At 41.0% G+C, this 23,320-nt stretch carries 22 protein-coding genes; 17 read left to right on the top strand and 5 right to left on the bottom strand.

Annotated features, from left to right (window positions below):
- Positions 1-66 precede the first annotated feature (66 nt).
- Complete coding sequence (locus J7E38_RS22955) at positions 67-927, bottom strand: RsfA family transcriptional regulator (RefSeq protein WP_214710307.1); 861 nt, start codon at positions 925-927, stop codon at positions 67-69.
- Between the two features lie 332 nt (positions 928-1,259).
- Between J7E38_RS22955 and J7E38_RS22950 the strand changes: the two genes are divergently transcribed.
- The 3 genes from J7E38_RS22950 (at position 1,260) to J7E38_RS22940 (ending at position 3,559) form a co-directional block, all read left to right on the top strand.
- The gene (locus J7E38_RS22950) at positions 1,260-1,481 is read left to right on the top strand and encodes a YuzB family protein (protein WP_079506214.1); all 222 of its coding nucleotides are present in this window, start codon (positions 1,260-1,262) and stop codon (positions 1,479-1,481) included.
- Between the two features lie 230 nt (positions 1,482-1,711).
- Positions 1,712-3,028, top strand: coding sequence for an HD domain-containing protein (locus tag J7E38_RS22945; RefSeq protein WP_214710306.1), 1,317 nt, complete (start codon positions 1,712-1,714; stop codon positions 3,026-3,028).
- 18 nt (positions 3,029-3,046) lie between these two features.
- Positions 3,047-3,559, top strand: coding sequence for a YwgA family protein (locus J7E38_RS22940; protein ID WP_214710304.1), 513 nt, complete (start codon positions 3,047-3,049; stop codon positions 3,557-3,559).
- Between the two features lie 478 nt (positions 3,560-4,037).
- On the opposite strand, the gene J7E38_RS22935 is transcribed toward J7E38_RS22940, so the two are convergent.
- Positions 4,038-4,223 (bottom strand): 2-hydroxymuconate tautomerase, encoded by a 186-nt coding sequence (locus J7E38_RS22935; protein ID WP_044392785.1) that lies wholly within the window; start codon positions 4,221-4,223, stop codon positions 4,038-4,040.
- 124 nt (positions 4,224-4,347) lie between these two features.
- Here J7E38_RS22935 and J7E38_RS22930 point away from each other — a divergent pair, with 124 nt between their 5' ends.
- Complete coding sequence (locus J7E38_RS22930) at positions 4,348-5,016, top strand: site-2 protease family protein (RefSeq protein WP_214704323.1); 669 nt, start codon at positions 4,348-4,350, stop codon at positions 5,014-5,016.
- A gap of 12 nt (positions 5,017-5,028) precedes the next feature.
- The gene (locus tag J7E38_RS22925; protein WP_214704321.1) at positions 5,029-5,541 is read left to right on the top strand and encodes a YwhD family protein; all 513 of its coding nucleotides are present in this window, start codon (positions 5,029-5,031) and stop codon (positions 5,539-5,541) included.
- A 182-nt stretch (positions 5,542-5,723) separates the two neighbouring features.
- Here the strand turns inward: J7E38_RS22925 and J7E38_RS22920 are convergent, their stop codons facing one another.
- Positions 5,724-7,787: a PBP1A family penicillin-binding protein gene (locus J7E38_RS22920; protein ID WP_214704319.1), complete on the bottom strand. Its 2,064-nt coding sequence runs from the start codon at positions 7,785-7,787 to the stop codon at positions 5,724-5,726.
- A 482-nt stretch (positions 7,788-8,269) separates the two neighbouring features.
- Here J7E38_RS22920 and speE point away from each other — a divergent pair, with 482 nt between their 5' ends.
- The 4 genes from speE to J7E38_RS22900 all read left to right on the top strand — a co-directional run bounded on the left by speE (position 8,270) and on the right by J7E38_RS22900 (position 11,822).
- The gene (speE, locus tag J7E38_RS22915; RefSeq protein WP_214704317.1) at positions 8,270-9,097 is read left to right on the top strand and encodes a spermidine synthase; all 828 of its coding nucleotides are present in this window, start codon (positions 8,270-8,272) and stop codon (positions 9,095-9,097) included.
- A 78-nt stretch (positions 9,098-9,175) separates the two neighbouring features.
- Positions 9,176-10,048 (top strand): agmatinase, encoded by an 873-nt coding sequence (gene speB / locus J7E38_RS22910; protein WP_214704315.1) that lies wholly within the window; start codon positions 9,176-9,178, stop codon positions 10,046-10,048.
- A gap of 144 nt (positions 10,049-10,192) precedes the next feature.
- Complete coding sequence (locus tag J7E38_RS22905) at positions 10,193-10,417, top strand: hypothetical protein (protein WP_214704313.1); 225 nt, start codon at positions 10,193-10,195, stop codon at positions 10,415-10,417.
- 85 nt (positions 10,418-10,502) lie between these two features.
- A complete protein-coding gene (locus tag J7E38_RS22900; RefSeq protein WP_214704312.1) occupies positions 10,503-11,822 on the top strand; it encodes a short-chain fatty acid transporter in 1,320 nt (439 codons plus the stop codon).
- Between the two features lie 162 nt (positions 11,823-11,984).
- On the opposite strand, the gene J7E38_RS22895 is transcribed toward J7E38_RS22900, so the two are convergent.
- On the bottom strand, positions 11,985-12,137 hold the full coding sequence (locus tag J7E38_RS22895) for a DUF1540 domain-containing protein (RefSeq protein ID WP_102264619.1): 153 nt from the start codon (positions 12,135-12,137) through the stop codon (positions 11,985-11,987).
- Between the two features lie 168 nt (positions 12,138-12,305).
- Between J7E38_RS22895 and J7E38_RS22890 the strand changes: the two genes are divergently transcribed.
- The 5 genes from J7E38_RS22890 to J7E38_RS22870 all read left to right on the top strand — a co-directional run bounded on the left by J7E38_RS22890 (position 12,306) and on the right by J7E38_RS22870 (position 18,529).
- Positions 12,306-12,749 carry a YwiB family protein gene (locus J7E38_RS22890; RefSeq protein WP_214704310.1) on the top strand — a complete coding sequence of 148 codons (444 nt, stop codon included), beginning with the start codon at positions 12,306-12,308 and terminating at the stop codon, positions 12,747-12,749.
- Positions 12,746-14,416, top strand: a complete 1,671-nt coding sequence (argS, locus tag J7E38_RS22885) for an arginine--tRNA ligase (RefSeq protein ID WP_214704308.1) — start codon at positions 12,746-12,748, stop codon at positions 14,414-14,416. Before J7E38_RS22890 ends, argS begins: the two co-directional genes overlap by 4 nt.
- Before the next feature lie 507 nt (positions 14,417-14,923).
- On the top strand, positions 14,924-16,036 hold the full coding sequence (locus tag J7E38_RS22880; protein ID WP_214704307.1) for a tyrosine-type recombinase/integrase: 1,113 nt from the start codon (positions 14,924-14,926) through the stop codon (positions 16,034-16,036).
- A gap of 2 nt (positions 16,037-16,038) precedes the next feature.
- Positions 16,039-18,156 (top strand): tyrosine-type recombinase/integrase, encoded by a 2,118-nt coding sequence (locus J7E38_RS22875; protein ID WP_215038982.1) that lies wholly within the window; start codon positions 16,039-16,041, stop codon positions 18,154-18,156.
- Positions 18,149-18,529: a DUF6262 family protein gene (locus tag J7E38_RS22870; RefSeq protein WP_214704305.1), complete on the top strand. Its 381-nt coding sequence runs from the start codon at positions 18,149-18,151 to the stop codon at positions 18,527-18,529. Before J7E38_RS22875 ends, J7E38_RS22870 begins: the two co-directional genes overlap by 8 nt.
- Positions 18,530-18,728: 199 nt before the next feature.
- Here J7E38_RS22870 and J7E38_RS22865 read toward each other — a convergent pair whose 3' ends face one another.
- Complete coding sequence (locus J7E38_RS22865; protein ID WP_214704304.1) at positions 18,729-21,248, bottom strand: Spaf_1101 family AAA-like ATPase; 2,520 nt, start codon at positions 21,246-21,248, stop codon at positions 18,729-18,731.
- Positions 21,249-21,654: 406 nt separating this feature from the next.
- On the opposite strand from J7E38_RS22865, the gene J7E38_RS22860 reads away from it, so the two are divergent.
- The 3 genes from J7E38_RS22860 to J7E38_RS22850 all read left to right on the top strand — a co-directional run bounded on the left by J7E38_RS22860 (position 21,655) and on the right by J7E38_RS22850 (position 23,226).
- On the top strand, positions 21,655-22,017 hold the full coding sequence (locus tag J7E38_RS22860; RefSeq protein WP_214704303.1) for a hypothetical protein: 363 nt from the start codon (positions 21,655-21,657) through the stop codon (positions 22,015-22,017).
- A gap of 207 nt (positions 22,018-22,224) precedes the next feature.
- A complete protein-coding gene (locus tag J7E38_RS22855) occupies positions 22,225-22,737 on the top strand; it encodes a nucleoside deaminase (protein ID WP_214704301.1) in 513 nt (170 codons plus the stop codon).
- Positions 22,738-22,845: 108 nt separating this feature from the next.
- Positions 22,846-23,226 carry a nuclear transport factor 2 family protein gene (locus tag J7E38_RS22850; protein WP_214704299.1) on the top strand — a complete coding sequence of 127 codons (381 nt, stop codon included), beginning with the start codon at positions 22,846-22,848 and terminating at the stop codon, positions 23,224-23,226.
- The last annotated feature ends 94 nt before the right edge of the window (positions 23,227-23,320 follow it).

The raw sequence follows: 23,320 nt of genomic DNA, 5'->3' as shown, positions 1-23,320 counted from the left end.
TAAGAGGGGGGCTGCTGCCAAAGTCTCCTTCTCCAACTATTATCTATTTAATTAATAACTAGATATCTATTCGGCTACTTTTTCGAGATTGCCATTGCGGTCCATCTTGAACTTGGTTGCCGGACGTTCTTCTTCTTCAAACAGGGCGAGCTTGCGGGCACGGTTCATGATTTTCATGAGTGTTTCGTAATCTTCCTGCATGGTGTTCGTATTTTCCTCAAGCCTGTTGATTTTTTGCTGCAGCTCTTCATTCTGCTTTCTTAAACTATGGATTTCACGCTTCAATCTTTCATTCTCGCTCTTATAAATGTCAACCTGGAGCGATGAGCCGTTCAGGCTTTGCAGATAGGCGATAACATGTCCCATTGTCAGTCCGGTTGGCGGAACAGTGTGACGGACAGGTGCCGTATGTGATACTTGTGTTGGTGCAGCCTGGGCTGGCATTTCGGCCATTTCCTCAGCAGATTCCACTGAATAATCCTTCTGGGCCTTTTCCTTGTTCACTAAATCTTGCAAATCAGCCATGAGTGCAGCGTCAATTTGCTTGTCATCCTGTTCCAGAAGCGATAGGTCGAAGGTTGGCTGGCCTTCATCGCTTAATTCTGCTGCTGGCAACGATCCTGTCAAACTTTCATCCAGTGTTGGAACCGGCGGATTGTAGAGCAGTTTCTTCTTGCCGCCCTGATCTTTTCCTAGGATTCTCTGTCTCTGTTTCCGCTGCTTTTTAGCAAGCTGCAAGGCTTTTTCATAGTTATGCCTCACGACGGCGTTCCAGCGGAATCCGCAGGCGGCGGAAGTGCGGTCGAGCTTGTCGCCCACCTCTTCAAAAGCGTTCAATTGGGTGCTGCCTTCCCTTACATGGCGGAGCACGGTTTCAGCCAGCAATAAATCATTTTCATCTGTCCAGGCATCCTGGCGTGTTTTCATTCTTCTTCAACTCCCTTTTACTTTGGTTAACTATTTGAAACTTATATTTCAATCATGTCCTGAAATTGGAAACCTTATACATCGTATAATTGAAGGATAGTAGATTTTTTGCGTGAAATACGTGTTTTCCATATAGATAGATAAGCAAGTGAACCTGTTCAACAGCTTGCAATCAAGTCCAATAAGAGGTAAAATACCCTTTAGTCTAAAAGAAAAGCGCAACCGCCTTGTTCTGCTATGAAGCAAACCTGGATCGGGACAAATCCGATTCCTGCTTAGGCTCTTGGAGGGGCGGCGCAGCTGGACAGTTTTTAAAGAAAGGGTTGTCCTAAATGGCAAACGAATTCCGTGTTTGCGACGATTGTCAGGCCGTAAACCTTAAAACATTGATTCCGAAGCTCAAGCAGCTTGATCCTGAAGCAACAGTTGACATCGGCTGCCAGTCCTATTGCGGACCAGGCAGGAAGAAGACCTTCGCTTTCGTCAACAACCGGCCAGTCGCTGCACTGTCTGAAGAAGAGCTCATGGAAAAAGTACAGAAGAAGCTTAAATAAACTTTTTCCTTATATAAAATAGATAAATCACCTTTAAACCACCGTTTAGAGGTGATTTTTTTTCCGGCACAAACTTGCAAACTAGTTTATATACCGCGGAAAATTGGAATGAAAGGAATAGTCTTTAAAAAACAGTATGCAATTTTTGTAAAAATTTGCAGAAAATCGAGATGATTTGACGAATGAAACAGGCTATAATAAAAACAAGCTAATCAGGAAGAAGGAGAACGATGGAATATTCGGAAGAAAAATTACTTGAAGAAAAAGTATTCAAAGATCCAGTACACCGGTATGTCCATGTCCGTGACCGGGTGATCTGGGATTTGATCGGGACGAAGGAATTCCAGCGCCTGAGAAGGATCAAGCAGCTCGGCACAACGTACCTGACCTTCCACGGAGCTGAACATAGCCGCTTCAACCATTCACTGGGAGTCTATGAAATCACGAGGCGAATCGTTGATAATGCGTTCGCATCCCGTCCTGAATGGAATGAAGGAGAGCGCCTGCTATCGTTATGCGCAGCCCTGCTTCATGACCTTGGCCATGGACCTTTCTCGCACTCGTTCGAGAAGGTATTTGACCTGGATCATGAGGATTTTACGAGGGAAATCATTCTTGGCGATACCGAAGTGAATCAGGTTCTGACAAGAGTGGCGCCTGACTTTCCGAAAAAGGTCGCTGAGGTTATTGAAAAAACGTATGAAAACAAGCTTGTCATCAGCCTGATTTCGAGCCAGATTGACGCTGACCGGATGGATTACCTGCAAAGGGATGCCTATTTTACCGGAGTCAGCTACGGACATTTTGATATGGAACGGATTTTGCGAGTCATGCGCCCGCGCGAGGACCAGGTTGTCATTAAACAGAGCGGGATGCATGCGGTCGAGGACTACATAATGAGCCGGTACCAGATGTACTGGCAAGTTTATTTCCACCCAGTGACAAGGAGTGCCGAGGTCATCCTGACGAAAATCCTGCACCGTGCCAAACACCTGCATGAGCAAAACTACAAGTTTAAACATAAACCGCACCATTTTTACTCAATCTTTGAGGATCGCATGACTTTGCAAGACTATTTAAAATTGGATGAAGCCGTGTTCCTCTATTATTTCCAGATTTGGGAGGAAGAGGAGGACCAGATCCTGAGCGATTTGTGCACCCGCTTCAATAACCGCAATCTATTTAAATATGTCGAGTTCGACCCTGCCAAAGAATACAAAAAGCTGGCCAAGCTTTCCGTGTTATTCGAACAGGCAGGGCTTGATCCGGAATATTATCTTGTGGTCGACTCATCATCAGACCTGCCATACGACTTCTACCGCCCGGGCGAGGAAGAAGAACGCCTGCCGATCCACCTGCTGAAGAAAAACGGTGAAATCCGCGAACTGTCACGCGAGTCAGAGATTGTCGACGCCATTTCCGGAAAAAGAAGGACCGACCACAAACTTTATTATCCTGCCGATTTCCTCGAAAAAGAAAAAGCACGACCTGAAATCAGGCAGATTGCACAGATTCTTGAACTGAACTTAGACAATGGGACCATTTGATACAGGAGTTGACTCATTTTGTTAAAAGACCACGCTAAAATCATACATGCCATTTCAGTTTCTGGAGAAGTCATCGGCAGGAAAAAGCTTCAGAAAATGATCTATATCGCCAAAAAGATGGAATTCCCGTTCCAGGAACGATTCCAGTTCCATTTTTACGGACCTTATTCCGAAGAGCTGACACTGAGAGTGGAAGAGCTTTGCAATATGGGCTTCCTCGACGAAGTGAAGGAAAAGAAAGGCGGCTACTATCAATACCGCTACACCCTGACAGAAGCAGGCCAGGAATTCCTCGGTGAAAACAGCATCGAGATGCCGTGCCTCGGAGACTGCCTGACCGATATCAACGACCAGAATGCCAGATTCCTTGAACTCGTTTCAACGGTTTTATATTTTGATAACTTGCCAGAAGCCGAAGTCCGCGAGAAAATCCAGACCGTGAAAAAGAGCCAGAAATACACAGACGAAGAAATTGATGAAGCTTATGCTTATATCGCAAGCTTGAAAACAAAATCAAAGCAATTGGCTTAATAGCTATTCATTATGGATCGAGCATGGAACCTTTTTGGGGTTTAGTGCTCGGTTTTTTTGTGGAGTGGAAGAAGGTTTACAGTAATATGTGCCTGTGAAAAGAGAAAATCGCGGATCACGGTCACAAAAAAGGGAAACATGTGCCCGTGAAAAGAGAAAATCGTGGATCACGGTCACAAGAAAGGGAAACATGTGCCCGTGAAAAGAGAAAATCGCGAATCACGGTCACAAGAAAGGGAAACATGTGCCCGTGAAAAGGGAAAATCGTGGATCACGGTCACAAGAAAGGGAAACATGTGCCCGTGAAAAGGAAAAATCGCGGATCACGGTCACGAGAAAGGGAAACATGTGCCCGTGAAAATCGCAAATCGGAAATCACGGTCACAAGAAAGGGAAACATGTGCCCGTGAAAAGAGAAAATGGCGGATCACGGTCAAAAAAAGAAAAAAGCCCAGATTTCTCTGAGCTTTTACCAGTCCTACTCGTCACTCAACCTCTTGCCAGCTACCGCATAGTGATTCTTAGACATTTCCTCGATGAACACAACGACTTTCTCCTTAGGTGCGCCTGTTGTTTCGCTGACAGCGTCTGTTACCTTTTCAACTAGTGCTTTCTTTTGGTCCTCTGTGCGGCCTTCAATCATTTTTACTGTTACGTATGGCATTTGTTTTGCCTCCTTAAAATGATAGATATGTAATTCTAAATTGAGTTTTTCACAATTCTCGGAAATTCGCAAGTCCGGTGAAAGATTGTCTTTTTCACATTCCAACGAGAATGGGTTATACTTTATGGAAAAGACAATAAAAGGGGAATGGGTTGTGTTTTTCTACTATTCATTGGAAGAAATTCCGTATGTCGCTGTGGCGTTGATGGTTGCGTTTGCCGTGCATGAATTTGCGCACGCGTGGGTCGCTTATAAGTTCGGGGATCCGACTGCCCAGAGACAGGGACGGTTGACGCTGAATCCGATTCAGCACCTTGATCCGCTGGGGACCATTCTGATTTTTATTGCCGGTTTCGGCTGGGCAAGACCGGTTCCGGTCAATCGCTTCATGTTCAAGAATCCAAGGCTTGCCGGTGTGCTTGTATCAGTTGCCGGTCCAATCAGTAATTTGATTCTGGTGTTCCTGGCATTCGCGATTTGGTACCTATTTGTCACGCTTGGTTTGGCCCAGGGAATTCCACAATTCTTTTTGGATTTTCTCAATATTTTCATCGGGCTGAATACGATGCTGTTCGTTTTCAACCTGTTGCCGTTCCCGCCGCTTGATGGCTATCGGATCATCGAGGATCTGGCACCTGCGGACATCCGGGCAAAAATGACCCAATACGAAGCGTACGGTTCAATCATTTTCTTGATCCTGGTGATTACGCCCCTTGACCAATATACAATCCAGCCGATTTTCAGCTATTTGATCCCGGCTGTGACTAATGGAATATCCAATCTGTTTTTCTAGGAGGTATTTTTCATGGAAGAAAAAAAGGGAAAGAATATAGGTTTCAACATCATTAAAAATGACCCGATGGACGGCCATAAGGGTTTTGGTAAAGGCGTCCTGACACTTGATAATGTGTCACCGGTCATCATTGACGTGGATGCAGGCGAGGCAGCTGTTGAGGTCGGTGCGATGCACGCCCGCAGTGCAGTAGAAAAAGGCATCAAGTTCCTGCCTGACCGCAATGAAGTGCCTGATGCCAAGCTATACTGGGTTGTCTGGGTGACGATTGATAGGAAGGAAGAGGGCCCTTATTACGCGGGCGTCACTGCCTGTGAAATGACCGTCAACCGTGAGATCCGCCGCGGCTATAAATCGCTTCCAGAGCATGTGAACCGTCTCGACAAATCGATCAAGCGCCACATCATCGTTGACCATATGGATGAGAAATCCAAGAATATCCTCGCAGACTTCCTGAAGAACCATGACCCTGGCATGTGGGAGCGTTCTGAAGAGAAGCTGAAGACCGATTTATCACCACGGTAACGATTGGATAACTATCCCAATAATTTGTCTAAATTGTGACATTTAATAGCCAGTGACAATATCTGGCTTGCTCAATTTAAATAAAAAAAGTAAACTGATAACAGCGTAAAACACATTTTATGCTAGGACGAGAAAAACCCCGGAGCCATGCTTCCGGGGTTTTTCTTTTGATATATGTGGTTCTACAACCCGAACCATCGCTTGTACCAAGGCTGCTTTTCTTTTTTCATCTGAGGTTTTTCTTCTTTATGCTCTTCGTGTGCAAGGTGGTCTGTGCAATATTCGGTAGGCTCGGTTCCGGCGGCGAACCATGTCAGTCTTTTTACTGGGCAGCCATCGGATGCGAGGTTTCCGTTTGCAGGGTCCACATAGACGGCGACCGTGCCTTTGGCTGCCTTGAATTTTTTAGCTGGTTCATTGTCGAGCGCTTTTTCCATAAACTCCATCCAGATGTTTTTAGCGTATGATTTTTCCACGGTCAGCTCAATCGGCTTGCCTTTGTCATACCCTGTCCACACGGCCGACACGAGCTGCGGGGTATAGCCAATCATCCAGCTGTCCGTTTCGGTTGTTCCTGATTTTGCTGCATATGGCCGGGTCATCTTTTTGATCAGTGTGCTTCCTGTTACAGAAGAATAGCCATTCAATTTTTTATCGAAGATGCCTGTCAGCATGTGGGTCATCACCGACGCGAGTTCGGGCTTCAAGACTTCTTTCTTTTCACCCTCATATTCATAGATGACTTCGCCTTTATGGTTTTCGACTTTTGTGATCAGGACTGGTTCTACTTTTTTTCCGCCATTGGCTAAAATGCTGTAGGCATTGGCCATCTCTATGACTCTGACGCCTGAGGTGCCCAGCGCGAGCGAGGGAACCTTCTCCATCTCTGTCTTGATTCCAAAGCGCTTCGCTGTCTCGATCAGCGTATCCTCGCCAAGGAACAGATGGGTTTTTACGGCATAGACGTTATCCGACAATGCCAGGGCCTGTGCCATTGTTATGTCCTCTTCAGCATATTTATTGTTGAAATTATGCGGTGTATACTCCGAACGCCCGTCATCGAACATGAAGGTCGTCAGCTGGCTTTTCATCGTTGTCGACGGCGTGAAACCATTCTCGAGAGCAGCATAGTACAGGATTGGCTTCATCGTCGAACCGGGCTGCCTGACAGCCTGGACTGCCCGGTTAAAAGGGCTCTCCTTATAATCCCTGCCGCCGACGAGTGCCTTCACATAACCATTTTTCGGATTCATCGCCACCAGGCCTGCCTGGATTTCTGAATCGGCCGCAATCATTTTGCTGATCGATTTTTCGGCCACTTCCTGCTCTTCAAGGTCCAGCGTTGTATAAACCCGCAAACCACCGAGAGAAATCGTCCGGTCATCAAAATTCAACGAGTTCCGGAGAGCATTTTGGACAGCGTCCTGGAAATAGGGAGCCGTGCCTATCCGGTTATGCTGGTGTTCACCGACAAGCTTCAGCTTTTCAATGCCTGCTTTTTGCGCGGCAAGCTCGGTGATATAACCATTCGATTTCATTGTATTTAAAATCGTCTGCTGGCGCTGCTTTGCTTTTTCCATGGAAGCTAAAGGCGAGTAAATGCTTGGGCCTTTCGGAATCCCTGCAAGCATGGAAGCTTCAGCCAGGGATAAATCCTTCGCATCCTTGCCAAAATAATAAAGGCTCGCTGCCTGGACGCCGTATGCTCCGTGGCCGTAATAAATCGTATTCAGATAGCCTTCGAGGATCTCATCCTTGGAATAGTTCATCTCTAGGCGCAAGGTGTAGAGCGCTTCGGTCGCTTTCCGTGACCATGTCTTATCGTGCTCGAGGAAAAGATTCCGTGCATACTGCTGTGTGATCGTGCTCGCGCCCTGGACTTTGGACATTGCCTTCATATCCGCAATCGCGGCACCGGCAATCCGCTTATAATCAAACCCGTTATGGGTAAAAAAGGTCTTATCTTCTATTGAAACCGTCGCATTGATCAAGTGGGGCGAGATATCCTTGAGTGCCACCCAATAGCGCTTCTGTCCCGAATGGCTTTCGCCGATTACCGTCCCATCGTTTGAAAATAACAAGGTCGATTGCGGCACGGCGAGAGGGGGCGGACCCTGGATTTTCGCATAGCCGATCAGCGAAAAATAGACGATCATCGTCAATGCAAGCCCCGCAAGCCCGAAAAAGATCAAAGCACGCAAATATTTGATTGTTTTGCGAAACCGCTGGTCGGTCATCAGCTCCATACTGCTTCCCCCTAAAAAGATAGATAGTATCAGTATGAAAAAAAACAGCTGTTTTTAAACATAGAATCAAATTTTACTTGCATTTTTGCTAGATTCAACTATACTTTTTCTGATGTTTGTATTCGTGATGTTGGGGAAGTATAAAAAAGAAATGCGGAGGCGACTGTTCAACTCCGACAAGCGCTGGAGGGCCTGACAGTGAAGTCGTTCTTTGACTTCATTGGCAGGACCGAAACCGAAATGTATAGCCGACTGTTCAGAAACGCAGAAACTGGAGGCTCCGACAAAGAAGCGCTTTTTGCTTCTGCCGGCGGAGTTGAAGTTTCGGAGTTTCTAGGAGGCGACACTGGACAAGCGTCTCGAGGAGTTAGGAGCCGCAGCTGGACATATATAATCTTTTGGACAAGACATTTAGGAGTCCAATACATGAAAAATTCGCCGCAACATAACGGAAAATTTTTTGCCGAAAGGAAGGAAGAAAAATGGGTCTTTGGTTTACAGAAAAGCAGACAGAAAACTTTGGTATCACTATGAAAGTGAACAAGACGTTACATACAGAACAGACAGAATTCCAGAAGCTTGACATAGTTGAAACAGAAGAGTGGGGCAATATGCTTCTGCTTGACGACATGGTCATGACTTCTGTAAAAGATGAGTTCGTTTACCACGAGATGGTTGCGCATATTCCGTTGTTCACTCACCCGAACCCTGAACAGGTATTGGTAGTAGGCGGCGGCGACGGCGGTGTCATCCGTGAAGTGCTTAAGCACCCAAGCGTGAAAAAGGCGACTCTTGTCGATATCGATGGAAAGGTCATCGAGTACTCAAAGAAATACCTGCCTGAAATCGCAGGCAAGCTTGATGATCCGCGCGTTGACGTCCAGGTTGGCGACGGCTTCATGCATATCGCCGAAAGCGACAACCAGTATGATGTCATCATGGTTGACTCGACTGAACCGGTTGGCCCTGCGGTGAATCTGTTCACAAAAGGCTTTTACGCTGGAATTTCAAAAGCATTGAAAGACGACGGTATCTTTGTTGCCCAGTCTGACAACCCATGGTTCAAGGCTGACCTGATCCGCAATGTACAGAAGGATGTTAAGGAAATCTTCCCGATCACTCGCCTCTATGTGGCGAACATCCCGACATACCCAAGCGGAATGTGGGCGTTCACACTTGGATCAAAGAAATTCGATCCGCTTGAAGTGAGCGAGGACCGTTTCCACGAAATCGAAACGAAATACTACACAAAAGAACTTCACAAAGCCGCTTTCGTCTTGCCTAAATTCGTTGGCGACCTTGTGAAATAATCGAGATTTAAAATCGGCCTCTCGGTCTTCCGGGGGCCGTTTTACTGTAAAAACACTTTTAAAAAAGAGGTGCTTGAAATGCGTTTTGATGAAGCCTATTCTGGCAATGTGTTTATCGGCAGCCATTCAAACTTTGGAGAAAGCAAGGCTGTCCTTTACGGGATGCCAATGGACTGGACTGTCAGCTACCGTCCGGGTTCACGTTTCGGCCCGACCCGCATCCGCGAGGTGTCGATCGGCCTTGAAGAATACAGCCCGTATCTTGACCGCGAGATGGCGGACATTAATTACTTCGATGCAGGGGATATACCGCTGCCATTCGGCAATGCACAAAAAAGCCTTGATTTGATCGAGGAGTACGTGGACAAGCTTTTGGCTGAGGAAAAATTCCCGCTTGGAATGGGCGGAGAGCACCTCGTGTCATGGCCGGTCATGAAGGCCTTCGCGAAAAAGTACGAAGACCTTGCCATCATCCACTTCGATGCGCATACTGATCTTCGCGAACACTACGAGGGCGAGCCATTGTCGCACTCAACGCCGATCCGCAAGATTGCCGAGCACATCGGACCTAAAAATGTCTACTCATTCGGAATCCGTTCAGGGATGAAGGAAGAATTCGAGTGGGCAAAGGAAGTAGGTATGCATATTTCGAAGTTTGAGGTTCTTGAACCGCTGAAGGAAGTATTGCCAAAGCTTGCCGGCCGCCCGGTTTATGTGACCATCGACATCGATGTGCTTGATCCAGCCCACGCGCCTGGTACAGGAACTGTTGACGCTGGGGGAATCACTTCCAAAGAATTGCTGGCTTCCATCCATGCCATTGCAAATTCCGAAGTCAATGTAGTAGGTGCCGATCTTGTAGAAGTAGCGCCAATTTACGATACATCCGAAATGACCGCAAACACAGCAAGCAAAATCATCCGTGAAATGCTGCTTGGATTTGTAAAATAAGAAAGTTATGCAATGCTCCCTTGATTGAGGGAGCATTTTTTGTGTGTTTTTGGCTCTGTTAAAAGCTGAAAGTTGATTTTTAAACCCTGTTGATTGTAGTGGAAGGCGCGTAGACTCCTCCGAAAATGCTAACGCATTTCCATCGTGCGTGGGCTGATTCAGGAAGCTAATCAATGGCCTGCGGGCGCAGCTGGTCAGGTGAGACCCCGCAGGAGCAAAGCGACGAGGAGGCTCAGCGCCAGCCAGGAAGAATTGCCTTTTGAAAAAGCCGGCAGTTGGGCTTTTTCATTATTCTTCCAGCGGAAAGCAAAGCGCCTGGAACGAAAATCAACAGCCTTGTTTAAGGCTGTTGTAAAAACCAGCTACTAATAGTTGATATTAAAGAAGGAATATTCTGAAACATATAGAAAATATACTAATTATGAAAGTAACTACTAAAAAGGAGGTAATAAGGATGAAAATGTTGGTTTCATTTTTCAACCGCCTGATGCAGCGCTATTTGCCTGATCCGTTTCTATTTGTCATTATCCTAACTTTTGTTGTATTTGGATTGGGCCTTATTTTTACAGACAGCGGTCCTTATCAGATGGCCCAGCATTGGGGCGGCGGCTTCTGGAGCTTGCTGACATTCTCGATGCAGATGGTACTCGTGCTTGTGACAGGGCATGTCCTCGCGAGCAGCAACATCTTTAAAAAAGGACTGGGTGCACTGGCATCGCTGGCGAAATCACCAGGGCAGGCGATTGTGATTGTCACGGTCGTTTCGATGATCGCCAGCTTGATCAACTGGGGATTCGGCCTGGTCATTGGCGCTCTGTTCGCAAAAGAGCTGGCGAAAAAGGTTCAAAATGTTGATTACCGGCTGTTAATTGCAAGCGCTTACGGAGGGTTCATCGTTTGGCATGGCGGTATCTCCGGTTCGATTCCACTTACGATTGCGACGGAAGGCCATTTCTCCCAGGACCTGATTGGTATCATCCCGACTGAGCAAACAATTTTTGCAGGCTTCAATCTTTTAATTATCTTAATCTTGCTTATCGTCTTGCCGGTAGTTAACCGAATGATGATGCCGTCGAAGGATCAAACAGTGACGGTCGACCCTGTTTTACTTGAAGCGGATGTTCAGGCAGCGGCAATCGAGCAGGGAGCAATGACACCTGCAGAAAAGCTGGAGAACAGCAGAATCATTTCTTTATTGATTGGGATTATGGGCCTTGTTTTCCTGTTTTACTATTTTGCAACAAACGGATTCAAGCTGAATCTCGATATAGTCAACTTCTTATTCCTGTTCCTCGGAATCCTATTCCATGGAACGCCAAAGCGGTTCCTTGATGCGGTCGTGAATGCGGTAAAAGGTGCGAGCGGTATCATCATCCAGTTCCCTTTCTACGCGGGAATCATGGGTATGATGACAGCTTCTGGCCTGGCAGCGGTCATGTCGGAAGGCTTCGTGTCGATCTCAAATGAATTCACATTCCCGTTCTTCACCTTCCTGAGTGCGGGACTCGTCAACTTCTTCGTACCTTCTGGTGGAGGACAGTGGGCGGTTCAGGCGCCAGTCATGCTTGACGCAGCGCAGACACTCGGTGTTTCGATTCCAAAAACGGCAATGGCTGTTGCCTGGGGTGATGCATGGACCAACCTGATCCAGCCGTTCTGGGCACTGCCAGCACTGGCAATTGCCGGTCTTAAGGCAAAGGATATCATGGGATACTGCGTCCTGATGCTTGTCGTTTCAGGGGTTGTCATTTCAGCGGGGATGCTATTCTTCTAAAATGTTTTACTGGAAAAAATCACGTGTTTTTTCCAGTTCGCGGAATCAGGGTTGTTTTTCGCGGAATTATGGGAGACTTTCGCGGAATACATGAGGAATTTCGCGGAATTTCCCAATCATGACAAAACCGGCAGGCATATAGCCAGCCGGTTTTTCGTATTATTACATCTTTTCGAATGTATCACAAATGGTTTCGCGTTCATTTAGTGCTTGTTTTCCTGAATTCGCAACGACAAGGATTGAATCAGCAACACATTTGTCGCCTTCAGCCCAGTATTTACAGTTTTCTACTTCGCATTTAACTTCAATTTTCATGAAGGCCACCTCCTTAAAAGGTTTTGATAATCAATACCCGCTTTTCAGTAGATTTAATCCTCTCAGGGTATTCCACCTATCATTCAAATCCGCGAGAGCCTTGCACTTTCAAAGGAGAATATTTATACTTATAAAGTTATAATAGAGTTTGAAAAGGATGTGTTATCGGTGTCAACAGGACCCGCTGAACAGACTCCTGTAAAGGTGACGGTGAAAACAGCAATTTATAGTGGCAGTGAGAAGGATACTTTTGAATTGACCACTTTTGGCCGATACTATAAAAAGGCGAACAGCTCGTACCTCCAATATGATGAAGTGATGGAGGAAGGGGATGTTCATACGACAGTGAAAATTTCAGGGAATGAAGTGCTGATCCTGCGCAGCGGCGCAATTAAGATGAGGCTTCATTTTCTGCTGAATAAAAAAACTCCGGGCAATTACAAGACGCCATACGGACTGCTCGAGACATCTGCGCTGACGAAGCGTCTTGATTTGGGTTTTAACGAGAAAAAGCAGGAGGGCCATGTGGACTTGCTGTATGAAATGGCTATCCAGGGCGCGAGTGCAGGTACATACCATATGACGATCAATTATAAGGAGGAAGGCAAATGAATATAGTTGAACTGGTTCAATTGAAGCTGAAGGAAGAAATCAAGCAGGCGATCATTAAGGCCAATCTTGCTGAAGAAGCGCAGATTCCGGCTGTGATCCTTGAAACGCCAAAGGAAAAAGCGCACGGTGATTACTCGACGAATATGGCGATGCAGCTTGCCCGCGTGGCGAAAAAAGCTCCGCGTCAGATCGCTGAACAGCTGATCGAGAACTTTGATAAAAACAAGGCTTCCATTGAGAAAATTGAAATTGCCGGACCGGGCTTCATCAATTTTTACATGGACAATAGCTATCTGACGGACCTGATTCCGGCAATCCTTGAAGCAGGCGATAACTACGGGGAATCGAAGGTAGGCAACGGACAGAAAATCCAGATTGAGTTCGTGTCGGCTAACCCGACTGGAGACCTTCACCTTGGACATGCGCGCGGTGCGGCTGTCGGCGATTCTTTATGCAATGTGCTCGCTAAAGCGGGTTACGATGTTTCCCGTGAGTACTATATCAATGATGCCGGCAACCAGATCAATAACCTGGCGCTCTCTGTTGAGGCTCGTTACTTCCAGGCGCTTGGCATGGATAAACCGATGCCCGAGGATGGCTACCATGGCGCTGACATCATCGGCATTGGACAGACCCTGGCTGAAGAGTACGGCGATAAGTATGTAAAAGTTTCTGACCAGGAGCGTTTCGATGCTTTCCGTGAATATGGCCTGAAATATGAAATGGAAAAACTGAAGCAGGACCTTGAGAACTTCCGTGTTAAGTTCGATGTTTGGTACTCTGAAACTTCTCTATATCAAAACGGCAAAATTGACGTGGCACTTGATGCATTGCGTGAAAATGGCCATATTTATGAGGAGGACGGCGCAACATGGTTCCGTTCATCAGAGCTCGGCGATGACAAAGATCGCGTGCTGATCAAGCAGGATGGCTCTTATACGTACCTGCTGCCTGATATTGCTTACCATAAGGACAAGCTTGAGCGCGGTTTTGAAAAGCTGATCAACATCTGGGGTGCGGACCACCACGGGTACATCCCACGGATGAAGGCGGCGATCCAGGCACTAGGCTATGACCGTGATGCGCTTGAAGTTGAAATCATCCAGCTCGTCCACCTGTACAAGAACGGCGAAAAGATGAAGATGAGTAAGCGTACGGGTAAAGCCGTGACAATGCGCGATTTGATTGACGAAGTAGGCCTGGATGCAGTGCGTTACTTCTTCGCGATGAGAAGCGCTGATACTCACATGGACTTCGACCTGGATCTGGCTGTATCCCAATCCAACGAAAACCCAGTGTTTTACGCACAATATGCTCATGCCCGCATTAACAGCATTCTGCGTTCGGCAGCAGAGCAAGGTTTGATTTTTGACATTGAAGCAGATTTCAAGCATATCCAATCCGAAAAGGAAACCGACCTGCTGAAAAAGCTTGGCGAATTCCCATTGGCTGTTGCCGAAGCTGCCCAGAAGCGCATGCCTCATCGAATCTCTAACTACATTTTCGAACTCGCATCCGTATTCCACAGCTTCTACAACGCTGAAAAGGTACTGGATCTCGAAAATAAAGAAAGAACAGTAGCCCGCCTGTCACTGATCAAGTCAGCGCAGATCACTTTGAAGAATGCACTTGAATTGATCGGGGTATCTGCTCCGGAGAAGATGTAATATACCTTTTAAGAGACCCAGCCGTTTGACTGGGTCTCTCTTAGTTACTGAACTTTCCAATTATAATTAAGTATTATCGGTTTTATTGAATTGATTTACTATAAGGTTTATAATTTAAGCATAAAGTCCATATAGTAAAAAAAGAGATCTCGGCTGCAACCGAGATCTCAATACACAGCAAGCTGCTTGAATTACAGCGGCCAGTTCCGAATAGAAGTAATCTACTCACATTTGGCGATGTGCAGGGTAGGTTACTTCTTTTTATTAGAAGAAATACCTATGGCGATTACGGCAACGATAAGCGTGGCGAAACTCATTAAATATACTATTATAGTAAGAGGATAATATGTTTAGAATATAAACATCTGTCCTCTTTTTTAATACATAATATTCTAGTTAACTTAACTAAATTCGGATTGTAAATTATGTATAATATGTACAATTAAATTAACACTTATGTAATGCTTGTTTCTTTCGAACTTACAAAATATTATAGGAGATGATGTTTTGAGGGTACAAGAAGTTATTTTAGAGGGAAAAGTTAAAAGGTATATATTAGTTAATAATGATGGATACCCTGAAGTTGCTGTAATTAGATACCTTAAATTCCTAGATGCCACCAAGAAAGCACCCAATACACAAAAGAGTTATTGCTACGCGTTAAAACACTATTTCACTTTCCTGTACGAAAAAAAATTACATTATAAAAGTGTCAGATTAGAAGATTTAAGGGATTTTATCTCCTGGCTGAGAAGTCCCTATATTAGTCCCCATGTTACCTCACTTAAACCAACCATACCAAAGAGAAAAGAAAGGTCAATTAATCACACAATAACTGTTGTTACAGGATTTTATGACTACCTCTATCGAAACGAAGAAATTGAAAATAACATGATTGAAAAACTGCTAAAGCAAGTCTATTTAGGAGGGAAAAAAAGATATAAAGATTTCTTTCATCACGTAAACAAAGCTAAACCATCTCCCAGAAATATATTAATTCTTAAGGAACCGAAGAAAAAGATAAAAATCTTGTCTAAGGAGGATGTTAAGAACTTATTAGCAGCAACCACTAATATTAGAGATAAGCTTTTAATCCAAGTCCTTTTTGAAACAGGGTTACGTATTGGAGAGGCTCTTTCATTATTTATAGAGGATTTTATTTTCGATCATAAGAATGGCCATAGATTACGTTTAGTAGATCGAGGAGAACTTGAAAATGGGGGTAAGTTGAAAACAGGTGAAAGAGAGATTTATATATCTCAGGAATTAATGGATACATATGATGATTATTTATATGAAGTTTTAGATGAAATTGATATTGATTCGAACTTTTTATTTGTTAAGTTACGAGGTAGGAACACAGGAGAGGCTATGAATTATCAGGATGTTTCTTCTCTATTTAGGCGTCTTAACAAAAAAACTGGGTTACAAGTAAATCCACATATGTTTCGCCATACACACGCTACATTATTTTACCTTAAAACCAGGGACATTAAACAGGTCCAAGAACGGTTAGGTCATTCACAAATTCAAACTACTAGTAATTTTTACCTTCATCCATCAGATGAGGAAATAAGGAAGTCATGGGAACAGGCACAATCAGCTTTTAAAATTAATTGAATATGAAAGGCGGTAAAGAGTTGAGCAGAAAAAATATAGATAATTATTTTCAGCATAGTTTACATGACCAAATTCGAAAAGAATTATCAACATATATGGAAAGAACGATAGAAATAGATGGGTCTGTAACTTATAAGGTTGTAAATGATCCGTATTTTTTAGTTAATGACCATTGGGATATAAGGTTTATCGGAAATATCAATAACTTTAAGGACCAATTAGAGAACTACTACTATCGGAAAAATATTATAAGGTTTGAAATTGAAAATCCACGAGTCAATTTAGAGCTTAAATACCTCTGGTATAAAAGATTGTTTAAAGATGAATGGTCTCTATCTACTATATATGGAGTTGGTGCGACAAAGTTATATAAACTAACTTCATTCTTAAATGAAAAATTCCCTCATATTGATTCAATCTTGAATATTGACTTTAATAAAGCAAATTTGATGTGGCTAAGTTGGTTAAATGATAATGGCTCCATATTAACTAGGCAAGCCTCAAATAAAAATGGCGGATATACTAGTCAAACTCCTATAGCAGGTTTTTTTGGACTAATTTATAAGTATCTTTGTAAGTATTCAGATTTAAGAGCTGAATGGGAAAAAGACAGGTGGGATATAAGAAAATTAAATGATCTTTATGGTATTAATTATGTTAAAAGTACATCAGCTCACTATATAGATTTTTCTAAGATTATGTCAAATCAGCTTACAAAGATTGTAAAACAGAACATAAAAAGAAGATTGTATGATAATTATGCTTGGGCTAGTGCAATAGGCTATGTAAGACAAGTAACGAAGTTTATCAATTATATATTAGCTGCAGAACCTTCCTGGACAAGTTTTAAATATCTAGAGAGAAAGCATATTGAAAAATATTTAGATTGGTTAAAAAACGAGACCAGAAAAGATAAGAAAATTACTCACTTTGAACATCATATAAATACTAATTTACATTATATTACTCAATTTCTTGAGGATATTTCCACTTATAATCAAGCAGATTGTCCATTAAAACCAGTTAGTCTTCTCGTTTTTCCGGAGGATAGACCCTCACTTAAAAAGAAGCCGATTGATCAAGTAGACTACATTCCTGACTACGTTTTAGAACAGTTATTCAGACACATTAATTTGCTTAACAAAGATGCACAACCTGTAGTATGGGTGGCTTTTAAAACAGGGCTTAGAATCTCAGATGTATTAGGTTTAACACAGGACTGTTTAATAAAGCTAAACGGAAAATATTATATCGAGACTGATATTGAAAAAACCAATGTAATAGGTCATCGTATTCCAATAGATGATGAATTAGCTGACATACTTGCAGTTATAATAAATAACTCCATTTTACATAGTAATAAAGATAACAATCCCGAAAAATTACTATTTGTTCGCTATCGAGGCACTAGAAAGGGGCGTCCTTATGAACAACAATGGATTGGTGTTAAATTAAATGAGTTGGCTAAATTAAAAAATATTACTGATGAAAATGGGGATTTGTTTCACTTTAAAACACATCAATTCAGACATACATACGCAGTTAAGATGATAAATAATGGTGTAGATATTATTACTTTACAGGATTTATTAGCTCATGCTTCCCCTGAAATGACGATGCGTTATGCGAAGTTGTTGGATAATACTAAGAGAAAGGTTTTTGAGGAAGCATTGAGACAAGGTGTATTTAGTTTTGACCTAAATGGTGAGGTTCAAGAAATAAAGTCTAACCAAGATATCCCAACTGGTATTTTCGAAACATTATGGCGCGATCATAAGCTGAATGCAATTGATAATCCATATGGTACATGTCATGCACGAATAAATGGAAATTGTCCGTATGCTGAAGAGCCACCATGTCTAACTTGTAACTCAGGAAGTCCATGTAAAGACTTGGCCATCGGCTTTTCAGACTTAGATACTCAAAAATATGAGTTGTTAATAAAAGCTACAGCAAAAACAATAGCAGCATTAGAACACCGTGGAAGGAATGATATTGTTGAAAAAAACAGAAAGAATTTACAGCGTTACCAAGGTATATTAGAAACTATTAAAGATGGTAATATAATCTTTGGTCGAGTGGATAGATTTAAACGAAAGCATGGTGCTAATAATGAATAATTACGACCGAAGGAAACATTTAAAGACTATTCATGAATCTAGGAAGGCTCTCACTGAAAAGAAGGCTAATGACGCTCTAAAACGACTTGTTAAGATTAATGGAAATATAAATTTCAATAGCGTAGCAAACGAAGCAGGGGTATCTAAAGCCACATTATATAATCATCCAGAGATTCGAGATAGAATTGAGACCTTACGGCAGCAACAAAGTTGTGCCCCAACCCTTAAACAAACAAAACGAGAAATGGATGAAAACAATAAAGATGCAATGATCAATTCACTTAAACGGAAGATTAACAAGCTAGAAAATGAAAATAAGCAATTAAGGGAACAACTAAAAGTATCTTACGCGGAGGTATATAAAAAAATCTAGAATAAAGAAACTTCAATAAAGCCAAGGGGTTAAGAGTTGCCTCTTAATTTTTTCTTATCCTGAACAATGAATTACCTTTATTGCAAGTATAGTAAAGAACACTGCAAACATTGCTTTCGGTAATTGTTTGCAGTGTTTAAAATTTTTTTAGATAAGAGAAGACTATTTCTAACCTTTGTTACTGGTTAAAAACCAATGTTTATACCAAGTTTAGGACATTACTATAAGTTTTTGCTTTATGGTTAAACGACTGTTCTCCCCCCTCTAGTATAGTGAGGATATGTCTAATAATAACACGATCACCCGGATATCCTTTTTTAACTAACCACCCATTTGTGTTATTTGATTCTAAAATAATTACCTGTTCAGCATCTGCATTTGTAACTATAGTAGAACTATGAGTAGAAATTATCACCTGTCGAGAGTTCTTAACCTTCTTTAAACTTTCTACTAAGTTTTTGTAAATATATTGATTATCTAAATTATCCTCAGGTTGATCAATGACAAGTGGAGTACTATCTAGTGACTGCTCTCCAAAGTTGAATAAGAAGGTTAGAATAGCAACTACTTTTTGTCCTAATGACAAAGTTTCAACTTCTCTCATTTGAACACTCGTTGATTGAATTGATTCTTTCGAGTTTATATTAAATAGTAACGTATAGTCATCCTGTAAGTTTAGAAATTTAAATAAACTCGCTGTCACGTTCTCAGTGTTATTAAATAATTTTGATTCAATACTGTTATATACCTTTTTTAAATTCTGTTTATTAATTTCCTCATAGCCGCCAATAGTTCTACTTGAAATAAATTTTTCTATATTTTCAACCTCTTCTAACACATCATGCTTCTTATTAATTAGTAATTCTATGAACTGTAAAAAATTCATTTTCTTTACAATGGTGTAAATATATTTTTCTACATCATCCCATGTTAAATAAGTATTAGCGACATGAGATTTTCCATTTATACTTAAGACATTAATATATTCAGCTGGATCAAGGCTTTTAGGTGAACTAGTTACCTGTATCAATCTAGTATTTAACTCATTAAATTCTTTAATGACTGTATAAACCTGTCTATTCCTTTCAGCTAAATCATCAACAATATTTTTTAATTCTATCCTTAAGGTCTTTCTATAATTGTTTTTATTGCATTGTTGCAAAGTAGAAATGTATCTATTAATAGAATTGAACTTACTTCCGTTTAGGATTATTTCCCTAATAAAATCACTCACTTTTCCCGAATTAATCTGTTCAATAATATTATTTATTGAAAAGCTTTTTTTATAGACTTCACTAAGCAACTTAATTGTTTTCTCCTGCTCAACCTTAGTAAATACTAATTCTTTCTTTTCCCCTTTAGTCACTTTAAATAACTCTACCCAATGTGGAGCTAAACTAAAGCCTTTATCTGTAACCACTCCTTCTTTGAATGCCTTTTCTAGGAAAAATGACTCTGTATACCCAGTCGAGCCCACCTGTGGTATAAATTGTAAAACGTAGTCATCTCCTTTATAGTAAAAAACTACATAAATAATTTTGTTCCTACTTATAAATTTAAGTTTATTTTTATCTTTTATTTCTAATGTAAAAACGGTTTCTAATATATCTAAAATGGTACTTTTCCCGACACCACGACCTCCAATTATACAATTTAAATCTCTTGAAAAGTCAACGATAAATGGAGACTTAGGGTCTTCTTTACCAGTGAGAAATCCCCCCTCTTCACCTGGGATTATATAAATACCTTTGATAAACCTGTCATTATAAATAGGTTTATCTCTATAGACGCATATTTTATGATCAGAAAAAGCCTTTTTTAAGGATTGAAAATTAATTGTATTGAACTTTATCCATGAATTCCTAACACCAATTTGACTTAATTCATGTGAATCTCCTTCATTTATACAACAGAACTTTATTCTAGCATTTGGGCAAAACTGTTCTATTCTTTTTATTGTCTTTTCATTACTATCAGAATTAGTCAAACCCACTATAAACAGGTCATCCGCACCAAATAAAGACCTTTTGTATAGTTCTGTCCCTAACATTTGATTTGAGTTAATATGTGCAATGTATGGAATACCACTATGATCTCTTACTTTTTTGACCATATCTAAGCAAGAGATATATGTTCCTTCTTCCTCAGAGTGAATAAATTTATCAACAAATTGCTGAACATTTGTGTAGTCGTCTTCATTAAATATTCCTATCAAGTGGTATCTATCAGAACAACTAATTTCTATTCCAAGAAATAATCTTACAAACTTTCTTTTTGTAAAATATCTAGAATCGTATAGTCTTATAATTGCTTCTCTTAGGTTTTTATAACCCTTAATCGTATTGTGATCGGAAATTACTGCTATTTCTATCTCACTCCGATATAATTTATTCGCAATTAATTCATATCCAAGCAATTCCTTAAAATTTCTATACGTTGTGCCCGACTTTTCATTTAACTCTTTTACTAAGGATTCGTTTTCTTCAGAAGTTTTTTGTTTTAATTCTAAAATGTATTCTGAAGTTAAATACTCCTCATCCTCAGCAACTTTTAAAACATCATCCAGTGTCATTTCTTTGAATAAACTATAACTAGTTAATCGATAATCATGAGATGCTGGTGTGTGAATGTGAAATTCACACTTATGTAACCTTCCATATGACTCTTTTAAAAACTCTATAGAAGTATATACCTGTTCTAAGCCTGTAACTGTTTTCATTTTTCCACCTTACCTAAACTATTGATTAGTATAATATTAACAAATTCACCAATAAGAAGTATGCTAATTCTGAAAAAGAAGAGTTCGATGTCTTAAAAATTCAGAACAATGGAAGAGCATATTACTAGCCTAAGGCAGCACAACAAAAACATAGATAAAGCGCTGGCAATTTTTGATCTTTAAAAATATCGGAGGGGAATTAAAAAAGTCTGAATTAAAAACATATGAAAACGAAGAGGCAAAGGATTGTTTAGACAACAAATGAACTTTTTTAATTATGTGGGCAATGTTCCAGGAAGGATTATAGGCCTTTTTGTTGAATTCCATATTGAACAAACGATGCAGGTTAGTTGAATACAAAGGGAATCTTTTTCAAAGGGTATTCGTATTAATAAAGAGGTGATAAATGATGTTGAAAAAATTCAAAATCAGCTTCTTTATTGTTGTTGGCAGCTACGCCTTACTATTGCTTGCCTCTTATCTTTTTAATGGTGAGTTTGACACAAGCATTATTGGAATGTGGGGATTAATATTAGGTTTATTAATGTTAATTGCAGCTTTACCCTTACACAAAATAGTTTTCTTTGGAGGGAGAGGGATAATGGGGGTTCAATCCCCAGAAATTCCGGGTGATGAACATCTCCACAACAAGATTCACAAAAGTTACGAGAAAGAACACAAAGAAGAGATTTCTAAAAACAGACCATTGCAGGATGTTCTCTCCTTAGCTGGAATTGTTATTATATTGTTCTCTCTTTTTATGGTTTAATTTTAATTTTCACTTGGAAATCATCAAGGCCATATTATTAAAGGTGAAAACGGCACTGTATAATTAACTAGTGCATTGATTCTGAGGGATTAATGCACTTTTTGTTGTAGTTCTTATTGAACTATCGATGCAGTTTAGTGAAAGAAGGAGAAGGTTCTAATTTAGCGAATTTATAGGTCATTGATGAAAAACGTCAGGGGAGAAACTATGAATAGGGATAAAGATAGGTATTATTCAGAGCTTGCACTTAAAGAAGCCGAACAAGCATTGAAAGAGAACACATATCCAATAGGAGCAATTATTGTTGATGAAAATTATAATTTAATTGCTAAGGGGAGAAACAGAGTTCATCCAAATCAAGATGCAACAGCTCACGCAGAAATAGATGCTATTAGAAATGCTGGGCATACAATTATAGATGCGAAAGTTAAAAGAAAGAAATTTACAATATATACTTCCTTGGAGCCCTGTCCAATGTGCACAGGTGGAATATTGTTCGCTAACATAAAAAAAGTAGTATGGTTATTAAACGATGATTTAGGTTTTGGTGGATACAGAAAAATAAAAGCTACAAACGCTTTTGAGCGAAGATTTAATGAAGTCGAGTTAATTGAGGAACCGTATGAGGATTTAAAAAAGAGACAAATGGAACTAATGGAAAAATGGTCAATAAACCCGAATAACGTTGCTAATTTACGTTCACACAGTAAAGGGTCATAAGCACAACAAGGAGAAATGGCTTTAAATCCCCTTCTTGTTCCCCTAACGATGCAGGATAGTTTTGAAGATGTATATCGAAATTAAAGTGAAAATATGGGGGTTGGAGTTATGGATGCGAACTTAAAGGAACATATAAAAGAATTGGAAGAAAGACACACGGGACTTGAAGTTCGTAAAAGTCGTGAAGAACTAGATAAAATACTTGCAGATGATTTCTTTGAAATAGGTAATTCTGGTTATATGTTTGATAAAAATGAATGTCTTGAATCTGGAGTTGTGCTAACTGAAATGTCACTGCATAATCACGAGATATATCCCTTATCTTCAGAAATAGTTTTATCTACTTATTTTGTAGTTGATAAAACTAGAAATCGGAATACACTTCGAAGCTCCATTTGGAAACTTATAGATGGTAGATGGCAATTATATTTTCACCAAGGTACAATATCTTCATTACAATTAAACGATGTTCTTAAAGGTAGCAATTAAAAATAATGATAGTGTGTTAAAGGGTGCGTTAATCCAAAAGGATTAAACACCCTTTTTGTTGAATTCCTTATTAAGCTCCCTCAGTTAAATAAGA

The organism is Bacillus sp. ISL-35 (assembly GCF_018613355.1).
Lineage (GTDB): Bacteria > Bacillota > Bacilli > Bacillales > Cytobacillaceae > Mesobacillus.
Note: the sequence above shows the minus strand (reverse complement) of the source record. Positions and strands in the feature narration are given on the sequence as shown.